The 15,472-nt window shown below is 58.8% G+C and carries 10 protein-coding genes; all 10 read right to left on the bottom strand.

Translation table 11 applies throughout. The annotated features are described in order from the left end of the window. Nucleotides 1–58 precede the first annotated feature (58 nt). Entirely contained in the window at nt 59–1,627 is a 1,569-nt protein-coding gene (locus BN5935_RS14030) for a hypothetical protein (protein ID WP_064976649.1), read from the bottom strand. 12 nt (nt 1,628–1,639) lie between these two features. Further along, the gene (locus BN5935_RS14025) at nt 1,640–2,392 is read right to left on the bottom strand and encodes a DUF4843 domain-containing protein (RefSeq protein WP_064976648.1); all 753 of its coding nucleotides are present in this window, start codon (nt 2,390–2,392) and stop codon (nt 1,640–1,642) included. 3 nt (nt 2,393–2,395) lie between these two features. Further along, nucleotides 2,396–3,961, bottom strand: a complete 1,566-nt coding sequence (locus BN5935_RS14020) for a RagB/SusD family nutrient uptake outer membrane protein (RefSeq protein WP_064976647.1) — start codon at nt 3,959–3,961, stop codon at nt 2,396–2,398. A gap of 12 nt (nt 3,962–3,973) precedes the next feature. Continuing rightward, on the bottom strand, nt 3,974–7,453 hold the full coding sequence (locus BN5935_RS14015; RefSeq protein WP_064976646.1) for a SusC/RagA family TonB-linked outer membrane protein: 3,480 nt from the start codon (nt 7,451–7,453) through the stop codon (nt 3,974–3,976). Nucleotides 7,454–7,468: 15 nt separating this feature from the next. Further along, on the bottom strand, nt 7,469–8,848 hold the full coding sequence (locus BN5935_RS14010; protein WP_064976645.1) for a RagB/SusD family nutrient uptake outer membrane protein: 1,380 nt from the start codon (nt 8,846–8,848) through the stop codon (nt 7,469–7,471). A gap of 12 nt (nt 8,849–8,860) precedes the next feature. Then, nucleotides 8,861–11,701, bottom strand: coding sequence for a TonB-dependent receptor plug domain-containing protein (locus tag BN5935_RS14005; protein WP_064976644.1), 2,841 nt, complete (start codon nt 11,699–11,701; stop codon nt 8,861–8,863). 27 nt (nt 11,702–11,728) lie between these two features. Then, nucleotides 11,729–12,946 (bottom strand): FecR family protein, encoded by a 1,218-nt coding sequence (locus BN5935_RS14000; protein ID WP_064976643.1) that lies wholly within the window; start codon nt 12,944–12,946, stop codon nt 11,729–11,731. Between the two features lie 122 nt (nt 12,947–13,068). Beyond that, complete coding sequence (locus tag BN5935_RS13995) at nt 13,069–13,647, bottom strand: RNA polymerase sigma-70 factor (RefSeq protein ID WP_235821122.1); 579 nt, start codon at nt 13,645–13,647, stop codon at nt 13,069–13,071. A 184-nt stretch (nt 13,648–13,831) separates the two neighbouring features. Continuing rightward, nucleotides 13,832–14,125, bottom strand: coding sequence for a hypothetical protein (locus tag BN5935_RS13990; protein ID WP_064976642.1), 294 nt, complete (start codon nt 14,123–14,125; stop codon nt 13,832–13,834). Between the two features lie 9 nt (nt 14,126–14,134). Further along, nucleotides 14,135–15,466: an RIP metalloprotease RseP gene (gene rseP / locus BN5935_RS13985; RefSeq protein ID WP_064976641.1), complete on the bottom strand. Its 1,332-nt coding sequence runs from the start codon at nt 15,464–15,466 to the stop codon at nt 14,135–14,137. Nucleotides 15,467–15,472: the final 6 nt, after the last annotated feature.

Here is a 15,472-nt window from a genome sequence, read left to right as displayed (position 1 = left end):
ATTATTTCCGGCAGTCCCATGCGGGACTGCCGGAAATAATCCCTTCGTTTTGGGTTGTCTATTGGTTGGCCCGGTAGCGAACCACCTTGCCCGGGATCGCGGTTTCCACCTCGGAGTAGGCCCTCAGGTCGTCGGCCTTGGCATCCAGAACGTACATTTTCGCCGTTTTGGCGCTGCTGTCGTAGGTGAATACCGCCGTATATACCTCTTTGGTGTTGACGCTGATGCTGTTCGGGGCGGTTATGACCACTTCAGCGGCCGTGATCGGCGCCGGGAAACTCTTTGCCACCTGCGGGGCGTCCTGCGACTCGTAGCTCGTACGCCAGAGATCGCGTCCCTTGGCGATGTAGAGGTAGTTGAGCGGTACTTCGACGCCGTTGGTGAACATCGTGCAGTCGTCGCTCATGCCTCCGGCCCATGAGGTGATGTCCTTCTTGCCGACATAGGTGATAATGTCGCTGCCGCTGGTCTTCTGCTCATAGGTGTAGGTGTAGAGCAGATAGGAGGAGCCCGATTTCACCGCCACGAACATCTTGATTTGCTTGTCGGTGAATGTCGGCTGGCGGCATACGCCGATGATCCGGTCGGCTTTGAGCACCGCACCGTTCTCGTCCGGCAGTATCTGGCGCAGGTAACCCCGGCTGGCGTCGTAGCGGTAATACCAGAGTTCGTCCGAGGTCATGCGCTGTACCGAGAAATGCATCCGGTTCGCATAGGGATTTGCACCCATGGTCTGCACCACATTGCCTTGTGTGGGATCGGCCCCGGGAAGAATCACCTGATAGGCATTATTGCTCGGAGCGATGAAGAGCGAACTGCCGATCAGCATCTCCTGCATGCCTCCTTTGTAGAATCCCTGCCCCTTGATCTCGCCGTCGGGGGCACCCTGGAATACCTCGTCGCTGATCGTACCCATGTGGAAGCCCATCGGGTAATCGCCCGATTCCGACGTTTCCACGATCACGCCGTAATCCGGTGCATGATTGGTGTAGACAATAAGTTTCGGTCCGGTGTAGGTAGCTCCGGCTACGGTGCCGTCGATCTTGCGCGACGTGTTGTAACGGGTGTAAAGGTCGGTGTAGAGCGTCGTAAATGCCTCCGGAGTTTCGGCGTTCGAGCCTTTGACCGAACCCCATTCGATGGTTCCGTCCTCCTTTTCATAGACGAAGACACCGATCTTCGGCGTTACCGTTTGGGAAATCGTTACCTTTTGAATGGAGCCGCTTGTGTTTTGGATGTAATAGCACCAGTTTTCGCCCGATTTTTTGTTGTTGATGGCCAGCCAGAACGAGGTTTGCCCTTGGTTGTTGAACTCCATCTTCTCGGTACGGGTTACCGTCCAGTCAAGTTTGAGTCCCGAGGCGATGGTGTCGCCGCCCATAATCCAGTCGTAGGTGAACTGCGATGCGTCCACACCCGGATTGAACCGGACCGTGGGGTTGAGGCTCAGCGTTTCATCCTCGATCAGTTCGATGTTGGCTTTCGTTTCGGTACCGGGTATGCTCATGCCTTCCACCGCGGCGATGCTGGTCCACGAACCGGTGTAGTAGCTGCCCTTGTCGTCGTAGCAGCCCGTCGCCGCGAGGGCGGCTGCCAGAATAACCGTCAGGTATTTGAGTATTTTCATGGTCGTTCGTCTTTATTCGTAATTGATCGTTCCCTTGAACTCCACCAGCACCCCGTTGTCGTAAGTGGGGTTGTCGCGGAACCATTCGTAGGTGCGCTTTCCGTAAGCGTAGAGCTTGGCTTTGTTGCTCTCCTGCCAACTGTCGGAGGTCACTCCGTTCAGTTCGACGTATTTCTCGGCTTTGATCGAGGTGAAGTTGCCGCCGTAGGTGTTCAGGTCGTTCTTGTTCCAGAATACCGGCTGGCTGGTGAATCCCTCGCCCGATATTTCCAGTCCGATGCTCTGGTAGTGCTCCAGTCCGGTGGTGAAAACATCTCCCGGGACCAGTTCGAGAACCAGCGTCCCCGAAGCCTTGTCGGCGCGCAGCTTGGAGATGTTTGCATGAACGACGGCCGAATCGGCATATTGTCCTGCGTGGAGAATCTGGCTCTCCGGGAGCGTGAAGTGTACGCCTTCCACCAGATCGCCGTAGCTTTTCTCGGTCGATACGCGCACGGTGTATTTCCGGTCGTGGTCCACAGTGGGTCCGGACAGATATACCGGGAGTTTGAAATCGGCCTGCTCCTGACCGGCGTAGAACACGGCGACGAGTTTCAGCGTGTCGAGGGCACTGCCGTCCAGATTCAATCCGGGCAAGAAATAGCTCTTGACGAAATTCAGCGAGGGATGCTCGGCGTCGTACACCGGGATATCCTCTTTTTTGCAGGCTACGAAAGCGATGGCTACCGCCAGAATGGATATGATGTATTTTTTCATGGCTTTCATCTCTTAATAGGTTCGGCCCGCGTTGAACTCCTTGTCGGGAATATCGGGCGTATATCTGTTGTCGTTCATCGTAAAGTAATAGGTCAGTTCCGGGACTTGGAACAGCGTGTGCAGCCGCTCCTCGTTGCGCCGCTTGTAGGCGTAGAAGAGCTGTCCGTCGCCGAGCGTCTCGCGGCGGTATTCCAACAGGATTTCCTCTTTCAGACCGTCGGTCTGGTTGTATACGCCGCCCTGCCGTGCAGTCTGGAGCTGCTGGAGGATGCTCAGGCCTTCGCTCGGACTGACAGCCTCGATGGCCGCTTCGGCGGCGATCAGATAGGCCTCACCCAGTTTGAGCAGCGTCACCGCCTGCTTCGGGTAGAGCGCTACGTCTTCGTCCGTACTCGACTCGCGGATATATTTTCCGATCATTCCCGATGGGTAGCTGCTTTTCTTCCAGAGATTGATGCGGATATCGCTCGCTGCCGAAAAGAAAGCTGCGGGCACCAGTCCGGAAGTTGCACTCAGCCATTTGTTCGACATGAAGCGGCCGAACATTTTGAGCCTTTTGCCGGTCGTGCTGAGGGCATCACGCATGTTTTCGTCCAGATCGTCCGTCAGCACGGCAAAGAGATTTTCCATCGGGCAGCTGCGGTCCACGGGGGTTCCGTAACTGTCGAACTTGGTTCGTTCGGCTTCGGTGATGAAATGAACTCCGGCTCCCGAGGCATTGTTGATGACTTCCATAGCGGCGTCATACGCTGCCTTGTCCTTGCCGCGGTAGAGAAACGACCGCGCCTGAAGCAGTTTCACGGCGTAGTAGTTCAACTTGTACTGGCGGTTGGTGGTGAACATCAGTGTGTGGTAGCTCTTGTTCGAACTGATGGGGTCGTTGTCCTTCATGATCTCCGCGGCGTAGGCCAAGTCGGCGTCCACCTTGTCCAGTATCTCGTCGGTTGTCGACGAGGGAACGAACTTCAGCGCGTCGAGCGACTCCATGTAGGGGATGCGTTTGGCCGTCTTGCCCTGCTCCGAGAGGTAGGGCGGCTGGAAGAGGCGCACGAGGTCGAGGTGCAGATAGGCTCTCACGGCCAGCGCCTCGCCCGTCAGCAGCTCTTTGACACCCGTTTCAAACGTTACATCGGTCGTATTGAGTTCTTGGAGCAGCAGGTTGGCGTTGGTGATGGTGTTGTACATCTTCGTCCAGATCGTCTCCAGCGTGGTGTCGGTGGCTGTGGTGCGTATTCCTCCGCGCGTGTAGTTGAATGCGGGGAATTGCAGCGCCTCCACTGCGGAAGCGTAGGTCGGGTCGTTGTAGAAGTTGTTGGCATGGTAGGTTACCATGTTGCCGCTGCCCATGTACACGGCTCCTCCCATCATATCGAGGTATCCGCATGTGAGGTCGAATCCGTAGAGTTTGTCGTCGGCCATCTTGATGTAAAGGCCCGCGAGCGCGGAGTAGAAGCCGTCTTCGTTCTCGAAGACCTTGTTCGAGGTGATCTCCGAGCGGGGATATACGTCGAGCCAGTTTTTGCACGATACGGTGCCGACGGCCAACAGCAGCAGGGTTGCGATATATCTTATTTTCATAGGAATCTGTTTTTAGAAGTTAGCCTGAAGACTGAGTGTGAACGTGCGGGCATAGGGGTACGAGAGTCCGCGCTCCTGCCGGATGGTGGAGGAGTAGAACAGATCGTTGGCCGAGATTGCGATGCGGAGCATCGACATGCCCAGCAGCCGCCTGTCGGGATTGTTGAGGTTGTACATGATGCGTATCGAGTTCATCCGCAGGTAGTTGTTCTTCTGCACGAAACGCGAGCTGGCATAGGTCTTTCCCGAGACGTTGATGCCGCGGTACTTGGCGCTCTGCCCCGGCTCCGACCAGCGGTCGTAGAGGGCCCGGCGGTCCATGTTGTAGGCCACCCGGTTGGCCGAGTTGTTCATCGAGGTATTCTCGATGCGGTCCCTGAGCGTTTCATTGTTCAGCTCGCCGCCGAACGAATACTCGAAGCTGGTGTTTAGCGACCAGCGCTTGTAGCTGAGGTTCACGCCGAAGTAACCCCGGAGATCGGGCTCCGTGTCGCCTACGACCACTTGGTCCGCCGAATTCCATGTGAAGGTGCGCTTGCCGTCTCTGGTGATGAATATCTCCTGTCCCGTTCCGGGGTCGATGCCGGCCGACGGCACGGCGTAGATCGCCGTGAGCGACTTGCCTTCTTCGAACAGGAAGACGTTTTCGATCTTGGTCTTGTCGGTCGTCGTCTGCCCTTCCATGATCTGCTTGTTGTAGTCCTTGAGGGCCTCCGAGAGGTTGGTCAGCTTGTTGCGGTTGTGCTGTCCGTTCACGAAGAAGTTGAACTGCCAGTTCTTGGTGCGGACGGGCGTTACCGAGAGGTTGAAGTCGAAACCCTTGTTGCTGACGTCGCCTTGGTTGGCCGTGTAGGACGAGAATCCCGTCGAGGGCAGGATATCCACCCGGGTGATGTTGTTGTCCGTGGTGTTCGAGTAGTAGTTGAACTCCAAGTTGATGCGGTTCTGGAGGAATCCCAGCTCGAGGCCGATATTGCGTTTGAGCGTCGTCTGCCATTTGAGGTCGGGGTTGGCCAGCGACATGAGCTCCGCGCCCGTGATTCCGTCGTACATCGTCAGGTACTTGTACATGTTGAGGATCTGGCTCAGCGCGAAGTTCGAGTTACCGGTGGTGCCGATGTTGGCTTTCAGGGCGAAGCTGTCGAAGATTCTGCGGTTCATGAACTTCTCGTTCATCACGTTCCACCGCACGCCCACGGCCCAGAACGACGATACGCGCTGCTTGCTGGCGAAGTTCGACGAGCCGTCCACGCGGTAGCTTCCGTCGATCATGTAGCGGTTGTCGAACGAGTAGTTGACCGTCGCGAAGGCGCCCGCCATGCGGACGATGCTGCTTGAACCGGAGGGGCGTCCCGAAAGCGGGTACTGCGCACCGTCGGAGGGGTAGGTCTGCGAGTCGTTGAGGAATCCCGTCACCGAATAGCTGTCGCTTTCGGCGTTGTCCTCCTTGATCTCACCGCCCAGCACGGCCTGCACGGTGTGGCGGCCGAAACTCTTCAGGTAGGAGAGGTTCACCTTGCCATAGTAACTTGTCTGCGTGGCGTTGCTCTTGTTATAGCTTCCGCGGCGGTAGAGCTGCTCGATGGAGTTGTTTTCGAGTCCGTCGGTGATGGCCGAACTGAACGGCGAAACGTACTTTTCGCTGATCTTCTCCTGCCGGTTGTAGCTGAACTCTCCCCGCAGGCGCAGGTCTTTGACGATCTCCCAGTTGGCGCCCAGTTGATAGGTCAGGCTGAGGTTGTTGCCGCGCGAGAAGTTGTTCAGGTTGTTCGCCTCGTAGAGCGGGTTGATCTGGGTGCCGAGCACCGACGATCCGATGCTGGTCCAAGGATAGTTCTCGTAGAGCGGGATGTTGTTCGCCGAGAGGGTCGGGAAATACTCCCCGTTGCTGTCCTTGATGCGGAACACCGGGAGCAGTTGGGTGTAGGTCGAGAAGTCGCCGTAGGGCGAATCCTTCGTGTCGGTGAATCCCACCTGCAGGTCGCTGGTCAACTGTAGTTTGCGGGTGTCGTAGATCAGCTTCGCGCCGCCGCCGTAGGTGTTGCGCAGCGATCCGAGCATCACGCCGTCCGAGAAGTTGCCGTTGAGGTTGATCTGATAGCGCAGCGTGCGGTCCGTACCCGGCCTGCCGACGTCCGTTCCGCCTTCGAGGAAGAGCGAGTGGTTGTGCATGAACGCGGTACGCAGCGGTTGTGCCAGCCAATAGGTGTCTACGCCGTTGGCGGCCTCCATCCTGAGCATGGTCAGCAGGTTACGCCGCTCGGGGTCCACACCGGCCGTGGTCGCTCCTTTCGAAAAAATATCCATCTTTTCGTAGTACTGCACCAGTTCTTTCGAGTTCATCAGGTTGTACGACGAGAGGTCGGGGGTCTGGATACTGGTGTTGAGCGTGTAAGAGATCTGTATGCTGCCTTTCTTGGGCATCTTGGTCGTGATGACCACCACGCCGTTGGCGGCGCGCGAACCGTAGATCGACGAAGCCGCGGCATCCTTGAGGATGGTGACGTTTTCGACGCGGTTGATATCGAGGTTGTAGACCTTCTCCACCTCCACTTGGAATCCGTCGAGGATGAAGATCGGCAGCGAGGTGTAGGTCTGGAGCGTGTTCTCCGAGATGTCGGGCATGCTGTTCGCGCCGCGGATTTCGATGCGGTCGGGAATGTGGTTGGGGTTCGATCCGAATTCGCCGGTGATGTCCGAGATCACGAACGACGGGTCGTACACCTGCAGCGCCTGCAGCACGTTGGTCGGGTTGACCTTCACCAGATCGGCACCCTTCACCTGCGTCGCCGTACCCGTGAAACTGTTCTTGGCCTTGGGCACGAAACCCGTGATCACGAGCGCTTCGGATTCGATGACGTCGGATTTCATCGTGACGTTGAGCGTCCCGCTGCCGACGGGCAGCGTCTGGGTCTTCATACCGATCATCGAGAAGGTGAGCTGCGTCTCATCGGCCGGGACGCGGAACGAGAACGTTCCGTCGGCGGCCGTCGAGGTTCCGCGCTGCTTGTCCTTGACCGAGATGACCGAGACGCCGACCATCGGCTTTCCGGCCTCGTCTTTGACCACGCCCGATACCGTGCGCACCGGAACGGCTTTGGCCATTACCGAGGTCCCCTGCGTCGCTGCGGCCTTGGGGTCCTGCGACAGCACGATGGTGTTGTTGATGAACTGGTAGGTGAGGCCCAGCTTGGGCAGGATGCTTTCGAGCACCTTGTTGACGGGCACCAGCCGTGCCGAAACGTTCACCTTGCGGGAAACGTCGACGTTGTTGTCGCTGTAGAATATTTTGTATCCGGTCTGCTTCTGGATTTCGGCCAGCAGGGCCGAGAGCGGCTTTTCCCGGAGTTGGAACGTGACTTTGGCCTCCTGCGCACGGAGTACGCCGGCGGGGATACAAGTCAGGAGGGCCAGCAGCAGGCACATCCGCAGCAACCTGAAAGGCCGTGCGCTGCGCGGTGCCGGGGCGGTATATTTTGTGATGTTGTTCATCTGCTTGATCTTAGGTTATTTTACAATGGGGAATGCCTTTTTGCCGACATCGGTTATCTGCGAGCCGTCGTAGGCCGTAACGGTCTGGTTGAGGCGCTTGCAGAAGTGGTAGCGCACGCCTTCTCCCATGAATTCGTACCGGTACTGCTTGTCGACGGCATCCATCAGTTGCGCCTGCGTGGCCGTGTTGGGCAGCTTCATCGATTCGCTGTTGCGCTGGGTCATGAAGTCGTTGAACTGCCCGATACCCGCCGGGAGCTGGTTCGACTTGGCGGCGGCCTCCGCGGCCATGAGGTATACCTCGCCGATCTTGATCACCGGGATAGCCGGTGTGGTCTTCCACTTGTCGATCTTGCTCGTCGGGGCGAACTTCGTGCGCATCGTGTTGTCCGCGTCGAACCAGTTGCGGCGACGGTCGTCGGCATGCAGACCGTCGATGGGGAGTTGTGCCGAGAGAGTCATGCCCCTGCCGTCGGGCGCGGGCGCGAAGAGCTCTTCCGAGAGGGCGCAGAATCCCTTTTCGGGGGAGGGCAGCGCGAAGATGAACTCCGCCGAGAACTCGTAGTCGGTTCCCGAGACGGTCCGCACGAAAGCGTACCCGCCTTCGCCGATAATCTCCGTCAGCAGTCCGTATGCCTTACCGAAATCCTCGGCCGTTCCGCGGCTCATCAGCGCACGGGCTTCGGCGGCCAGACAGCCGTAGTAGTTGAGCTTCCAGACGCGGTCGATGGGCGCGGTTCCGAGCAGCGACAGCTCGTCGTATCCCACGCCGGTGACGATGGGGTCGTATTTGGCGAGCTCCGCGGCTGCGGCGCTCAGTTCCGAGATAACCTTGTCGGTCAACTGCGCCGTGGTCATCTGTACGCCTTTGGCCTGCGTGCTCTCCATCCAGAGGATGTTCGACGCGCCGCTGTCCACCGTGTAGGCGGGGCTGTAGAGCTTCAGGAGCTCGAAGTGCAGGAACGCCCGCAGGCCCCGGGCTTCGGCGACCATCATTTCGCGCGATCCGGCGATGAAATCCACATCCTTCTTTTCAGCGAAGAGCCTGAGGATGTCGTTGCACTGGTAGATGGCGGCATAGAGCTTGGTGTATGCCTCCCGGGAGACATGCTGTCCCATTTCACTGCCGAAATCCATCTTGGCCCATGCCTCGGCCCCGGCATAGGGATCGAAGCTCTGGGCGAGGAATTCCACGCCGCCCAGCGTGAGGTTCGAGCCGTAGAGTTCCGTGGAGCGAAGCCCGGTATAGATGCCGTTCATGTAGTCGCGGAAGGAGGCTTCGTTGTCGAAGACCTTGGCCCCGGACTCTCCTCCTCCTTGGGGTTCTGCCTCGAACCACTTGTCGCACGACACGGTAACGAGGAGCAGGAGTGCGGTGTATATTATTTTTTTCATGTGTTCGCGTGTTTAAAAGGTTGCCTGAAGCGAGAGGATGAAGCTTGATGCATAGGGATAGTAGAGGCTGCGGGGGCTCTTGACCGACGACGTGTACCAGAGGTCGTCGCAGGTGAGGCTCACCTTCAGCCCCTGCATGCGCATCGCCGAAGCGATCTTTTTGGGGAATGCATACCCGATGCGCAGCGACGAGAGCGAGAGGGTGTTGCGCTTCGACACGAACCGCGTCGAGGCATATCCGCCCGAATTGTCGAGACCTTGGTAAACCGCGTCCGTGTTCGACGCATTCCATTTACCTTCGGCTGCTGCCGGGACGTTGTTCCCGTATCCGGCCAGATCCACCGCCTGCTGGGTGTAGAGGTCATAGAACTTGCCGCCCAGCGAGTAGGAGAATACCGCCGCGAAGTCGAAGTTGCGGTACGCGGCCGTCAGGCCGAACGTGCCGCGCAGCTTCGGGGTCATGCTGCCCTGATACTCCATGTCCTCGGCGGTCGGGGTGAACGATTTCGAACCGTCGCGCAGGTAGAACTGCTCTTTCCCGGTCGCCGGGTCGATCCCTGCCGAGCGCAGGGCGTAGATGCCGTCGGCGGCATCGCCCTCGGCCATGCCGTAATGGTATCCGTATTCGAACATCGTGGAATTGAACGTCGTTGCCGAATAGTCGGGCAGTTCGGTGATCTTGCTCCGGTTGACGACGCCTTTTGCGAAGAGCGTCAGGTCGAGGCCGCTGCGGTCGCGCAGGATGCCTGCCGCCACCGAGAATTCCAGCCCCGAGTTGCGGATCGCGCCGCTGTTGGCATAGCGGAATCCCGAACCGAAGGCGACGTTCTGCTCTTCGAGCGTCAGCAGGTCTTTCGACAGCGAATTGTAGTATTTCACGGCGATGTCTACCGTGCTGATGCGGCCGCCGACGCCGACGTTCACGTTGCGCGTCGTCTTCCATTTCAGGGCCGGGTTGTAGACGTTCATGTTGTAGAACGACACGAGGCCCTTGCTGTAATCGATCCCGCTTTTGTTCTCACCCATGCCGTTGAGGTAGGGGTTGTCGATGTCGTAGGCGTAGATCGGGTTGACGAATCCGTAGTCGAACTGGTAACCCGCCGTGCTGCCGTACCCGGCCGTCAGCATCAGCCGTCCGATAAGCCCCGAATTGGGCAGCAGGGCTTTTTTCAGGTCGTAAGCCGCCGTCAGGGAGTAGGAACCCGCCGTGCGCTTTTCGGGGGCGAGCATCGAGGATTTGTCCACGCGGCCCGCGAGGTCGACGAACAGCGTTTGGTCAAGGCTCCACGACACCATGCCGTAGCCGCTCAGCACACGCTCGTAGGTCTTGGTGCCCTCGGGACGCTCCGCCGCGTAGCGCTGTGCGAAGGAGATGTAGTCCATGTGGTCGCTCGACATGCCCACGCCGCGGAATGCGTCGTCGGTCATCGTCGCCGAGTAGACCTCCATGCCGAGCGTGGCGCGCAGGGTGTGGCGCTCGCGTTCGAGGCGGTAGTCGGCCCACACCTTCTCCTGATAGCTTTCCAGCCGGTTGCGGAGGATGCGGTAACTGCCCTTCTGGTCGATCTCGTCGATGCCGTAATCCTTGTAGACGAGCGACTGCGGGGAGGTGAACTCCGAACGCTTGTCGTAGTCGTGCGTGAGGTTGAACTGGCCTGCCACGCTGAAATGCTCGTCGATTTTCCAGCGCAGGGTGAGGTTGTTGTTCACCCGTGCGATCTTGTTCTCGGCGAAGCTGTTGAGCGAGGTTTCGTAGAGCGGCGACCCCTGCTCGCTGAAGGTCCCTTCGCCCAGAATGTCGTAGGGCACGCCGCGCTCGTCGGCCGGCGCATAGTAGGGATTCATCTGCGCCCAAGCGCTCATCGGGCCGTAGGTCGACTCCGAAGCGTCGGTCATGTCCACGCCCAGTTCGTTCGAAATCTCCAGTTTGCGCGTCGTGTAGCCGATGAAGGCCGATGCGCCGTACATCGTGCGCTTCGAACCCTTCATCACGCCCTTCACGGGGTTCATGTAGAGCACTCCGCGGTAGCGCAGGCTGCTGTCGCCGCCGTAGACCGAGACGCGGTGACGGTGCGAGAACGAGGTCCGGAGGGGCATGTCGAGCCAGTCGGTCGAGCCGTTGGCCTTCACGTCCGCCATGCGCTGCTGATAGAGCGCGTCGTTGCCCTCGTAGGCGCCCATGCGCTTCTCCCAGTCGAGCTTCTGCCCGGCGTCCATCATATCGAACGCCCGCATGCCGGCGCGCTGGAACGTGCCGTCGAAATTATAGGTCAGCCGCAGGGGATGGGTCTCCGGGACTTTCGTCGTGATGACGATTACACCCTGCCCGGCCCTCACGCCGTAGAGGGCCGTCGCCGTGGCGTTCTTGAGCAGTGCGACGCTCGCTATGCGCTGCATGTCGAAATCCTTCAGCCGGTCGAACGACTCGCTGTGGCCGTCGACGATCACCAGCGGCCGTGCGTCGGCGTCGCTCATCCCCCAGATCAGCGACCTTACGCCCTGAAGGCTCATCGCGGCGGGGACCGCATTGGGATCGGAACCGTATCGTTCATCGGGGTCGGTGCCGCAGATCGACGGGTCGATCAGTTGCAGGGCCCTCAGGAGGTCGGTGGGGTGGAGCCTGCGCAGCTCTTCGCCCGAATAGCCGGCTTCGGCTGCCGTTGCGGAACCCGTGCGGCAGTTGTCGCGGACAAACTCTTCGTGTCCGGGGGTGTTACCTTGTCCAAACACCGGCGAGGGGCTCATGGATAACATGACCGAAACGACTGCCGGGAATGCCAGCGGCCGCAGCAGGCGTACCGCGGAAATCCCTCCCGGAAGTCTCCGTTCTTTTGTTTGTAAAGGTTTCGTCATAATTTGTGTGGTTTAAATGGGTATTTTTTATCTCAGCGTGATCTTCGTTCCGTCGTAGTCTATCTGCATGCCCGTTCCGGTCGATGCGATGATCGAGAGTATCTTGTCGAGGTTTTCGCACCGCGGGAACTGTCCGCTGAAGCGGAGTCCGTCGAGCAGGGGCGAAACCTCGAATTCGAAGCTGTACCAGCGCGAAAGGTTCTCCATGATCTCGGTCACGGAGGCGTGCGCGAAGATGAAGGTCCCGTTCATCCAAGCCGTCGCCAGCGACGTGTCGACCGCCTTCACGGCGATCGCGCCGCCGTTTCGTCGGCTGTATTCGGCCTGCTGGCCGGGTTCGAGCGTCACGGCGTCGCCGCCCGTGAGCGGGGCTATGGCCACCGAACCCTCCACCAGCGTGGTGTATATGGCGCGGTCGCCCTCGTAGGAGTTGATATTGAAGCGTGTTCCCAACACCCGGATGCTCTGGCCGCCCGATTCGACGATGAACGGCCGCCGGGCGTCGTGCGCCACCTCGAAATAGGCTTCGCCTTCGAGCCATACGCGGCGCTCCCGGCCCCGGTCCGAGGTGAAGAAACGCAGGCGCGATGCGGCGTTCAGCCACACCTGCGTGCCGTCGGCCAGCGTGAGGCTGTATTCGCTGCCGCGGGGCGTGACCAGCGTGTTGTACTCTTCGGGAACCTCCTCCTGCTTTTGGGACTGTGTTTTCCGGGGTTTGTAGGCGAGGCTGTTCTCTCCGGTCATCTCCACCTCGACGCCCGTCTCGGTCCGGACCGCTATCGAATCCCGCAGCCCGAGGTCGACGCTCGCGCCGTCCGCAAGATAAAGTACCGCATGCTGTCCTTCGGGCTTGATCTGCGCGATCTGCGCCATCACCCGCTTCTGGCGTCCGACGTGCGTGTAGTAGATGACGCCGCAGGCGATCAGTACGGCTGCCGCAAGGCTCACGGCGCTTTGCAGCATCAGCGAATAACGCTTCAGCCGGCGCTGTCCCTTGCGCTCCTCCATCCGGCGCTGAACCTGTTCCCATGCCCGCTCTACGTCGCATTCGGCGCGAATCACCCGGCGGCTTTCCAGCTCTTCGGCATTGAGGATTTTCCCGACGATGCGGACTTTGTCCTCGTGTTCCAGCTCCCGGAGGCGCAGTTTGAGCTGTTCACGCTCGTGCGGGGATGTTTTCGACACGAAAAAACGTCCCAGCAGCCTGCCTGCCTTGATGAATGATATGATATTCCCGACTAACACTATTAGTATAACACTTCGGAAGCGGGAGTGGATGACACGCGATGCGAAAAAAGTGTAAAAACTTATTCCAGCATCGGTTAGGAGGATGTAAAACTGTAACTTCGGGGGAGGTTTTCAGCGGCTCAGAAGAGCATCCACTGGTTTGAAAGCACGATGCGCAAAACTTTGTAAGCGCGGGATTTGTGCGTGCGCACGGTGTTGACCGAGATGCCCAGCACGTCGGCGATTTCCTGATTGGTGAGCCCTTCGATGGACATGTTGAGCACCTGCCGGCCCATCTCCGGCAGCCCCTCGATGGCCTGCGAGATAATCAGCGACGACTCTTCGCGCATGATGGCGTCGATGAAGAACTCCTCGCTCTTTTTCTCGCTGCGTTCGTGTTTGTAATGCGCCGCCTGCATTTCGGCGTAGCGGCTGCGTATCTGCTCGTGGCGCAGGTGGTTAAGGCATTTGTTGCGGAGGGTTTTGTAGAGGAATCCCTTGGCCATGTATTCATTGTCGAACGTGCATCCCTGTTCGAGCAGGGCCACGAACGCCTCTTGTACGAGGTCTTCACATACGTCGCGGCTCTGGACGAAGTTGCGGGCGAAGGAGACGAACATGGGATAATAGCTTCGGAAGAACTCGGGGATATTTCCCCCCCCCTCCGAACTGCGGAATACAGGGGCCTGCGGGCCGTCGTATGTTCCGTCCTTATCCATGGTTTCTTCTTCTCTCGTTAAACTAACCTTTGCTGCGGACGCAGCTTCCTCTTGCGGTCAAATATACTTGCTTTTTGGATAAATTACAAAAAAAATTGCAAAACTCTCTGTTTTTCGGTCCGCTCGGATACGCAAAAACGGCCCGAATCTTTTGATTCGGGCCGTTTTGATCGTTGTCAACTATTTATAGGCTCAGGTACAGAAAGACCATACCGACCACTGCGCCGATCCCCGCCGCCGTCAAAACGGCGATTACGATGATATTCTTGCGCCGTTCGCGCCGGGCCTGCTCGCGGATTTCCCGTTTGGTTGCGGCTACCTGCTCGGGCGGAAAAGCCTTTTCGGCCGTCGGGTGCCCGTGGGAATCTCCGACGTACATCCCGCGCAATGTCGCGGCCTGCTCGCGGTGTTTGCGCAACTGGGCCCGGTTGGCCTCGTTGCGTTTGATCATGTCGAATACATGCCCTGCGAAACTCATATTGTTATATTATTTGATGAAGAACCGGTATATGTCGTTTCCGTTGGCGTAGAGCAGCAGGAACAGGATGAGGATGAGCCCGACATACTGCGCGCCCTCCAGCACCTTGTCGCTCACCTTGCGGCCCGTTATCATCTCCCAGAAGGTGAATATCGCGTGCCCGCCGTCGAGTCCCGGGATGGGCAGGATGTTCATGATCGCAAGGATGATCGACAGGAAGGCGGTCTTGAGCCAGAAATCCTGCCAGTCCCACGACGAGGGGAAGATGCTGCCGATGGCGATGAACCCGCCCAGCTCCTCGTACATCTTGGTTTTGGGCTGTACGATCATCTTCAACTGGTCCCAGTAGGAGGCGATCATGTCGCCCGCGCGGTGGAAACCCGCCGGAATCGACTCCCAGAATGTATACGTCTGCGTGCGGAGCGTGTAGGGGTTTTGCACGATTACGCCGATCGTTCCCTCGGCGGAGACGGGGACGGGGAGTTCCAGCGTCCCGCCGTCGCGCAGGACGGTCAACTGCACCGTATCGCCGGCATGGAGTTGCAGATAGGATCTGTAATCGCGGTAATCCATCTTTTCGTAGCGGTCTGCCGTGCGCCGGCTCTTGATGGCGACGACCTCGTCGCCTTTCTGCAACTGTGCGGCGGTCGGCGCCACGACGCTGTCGATCAGGAAAGGCATGCGTTGGACGAGGAGTTTTTCATACCCTTTGTTCTGCCGCATGGCGATCAGCTCTTCGAGCGGGAGCGTCAGCTCGACCTGCTCTCCGTCGCGCTCCACGACCACCCGGCGGTCGCCCTCGGTGATCAGCAGCGTGTTGAGGAACACCATCGGGTTCTCGATTTTCTGGCCGTCGACGGTCACCAGCTTGTCCCCGTCGCGGAATCCGAAGCTGTGCCCGGTTTCGTTGAAGTTGTAACCCCACTTGGCGTCGTCGTTCGAGAAATAGGTGTCGCCCCATGTATAGCAGACGCCGATGTAGATGGCCACCGCCAGCACGACGTTCATCACCACGCCGGCAATCATCACCAGAAAGCGTTTCCATGCGGGTTTCGACCGGAATTCCCACGGCTGCGGGGCCTGCTTCTGATACTCCTTGTCCATCGACTCGTCGATCATGCCGGCGATTTTGCAGTAGCCGCCCAGCGGCAGCCAGCCCAGTCCGTATTCGGTGTGGCCGCGCCGGAACTTGAACAGCGAGAATCCAAGGTCGAAGAAGATGTAGAACTTGTCGACGCGGATTTTGAAGACCCGCGCCATGATGTAGTGCCCCAGTTCGTGAATGCCCACGAGAATGGTGAAACAGAGGAAGAACTGAATGATTTTGACTAAAATATCCATTGTCGG

The sequence above is a fragment of the Alistipes provencensis genome, from assembly GCF_900083545.1.
In the GTDB taxonomy this organism is placed as follows: Bacteria; Bacteroidota; Bacteroidia; order Bacteroidales; family Rikenellaceae; genus Alistipes; species Alistipes provencensis.
The sequence above is the reverse complement of the archived record's forward strand: the minus strand, read 5'-3'. Positions and strand labels throughout refer to the sequence as shown.

What these genes read in the sequence shown, in the direction of transcription:
- BN5935_RS14030 (WP_064976649.1), bottom strand. Translation starts at nt 1,627, where the DNA reads ATGAAAATACTCAAATACCTGACGGTTATTCTGGCAGCCGCCCTCGCG.
- BN5935_RS14025 (WP_064976648.1), bottom strand. Translation starts at nt 2,392, where the DNA reads ATGAAAGCCATGAAAAAATACATCATATCCATTCTGGCGGTAGCCATC.
- BN5935_RS14020 (WP_064976647.1), bottom strand. Translation starts at nt 3,961, where the DNA reads ATGAAAATAAGATATATCGCAACCCTGCTGCTGTTGGCCGTCGGCACC.
- BN5935_RS14015 (WP_064976646.1), bottom strand. Translation starts at nt 7,453, where the DNA reads ATGAACAACATCACAAAATATACCGCCCCGGCACCGCGCAGCGCACGG.
- BN5935_RS14010 (WP_064976645.1), bottom strand. Translation starts at nt 8,848, where the DNA reads ATGAAAAAAATAATATACACCGCACTCCTGCTCCTCGTTACCGTGTCG.
- BN5935_RS14005 (WP_064976644.1), bottom strand. Translation starts at nt 11,701, where the DNA reads ATGACGAAACCTTTACAAACAAAAGAACGGAGACTTCCGGGAGGGATT.
- BN5935_RS13995 (WP_235821122.1), bottom strand. Translation starts at nt 13,647, where the DNA reads ATGGATAAGGACGGAACATACGACGGCCCGCAGGCCCCTGTATTCCGC.
- BN5935_RS13990 (WP_064976642.1), bottom strand. Translation starts at nt 14,125, where the DNA reads ATGAGTTTCGCAGGGCATGTATTCGACATGATCAAACGCAACGAGGCC.
- rseP (WP_064976641.1), bottom strand. Translation starts at nt 15,466, where the DNA reads ATGGATATTTTAGTCAAAATCATTCAGTTCTTCCTCTGTTTCACCATT.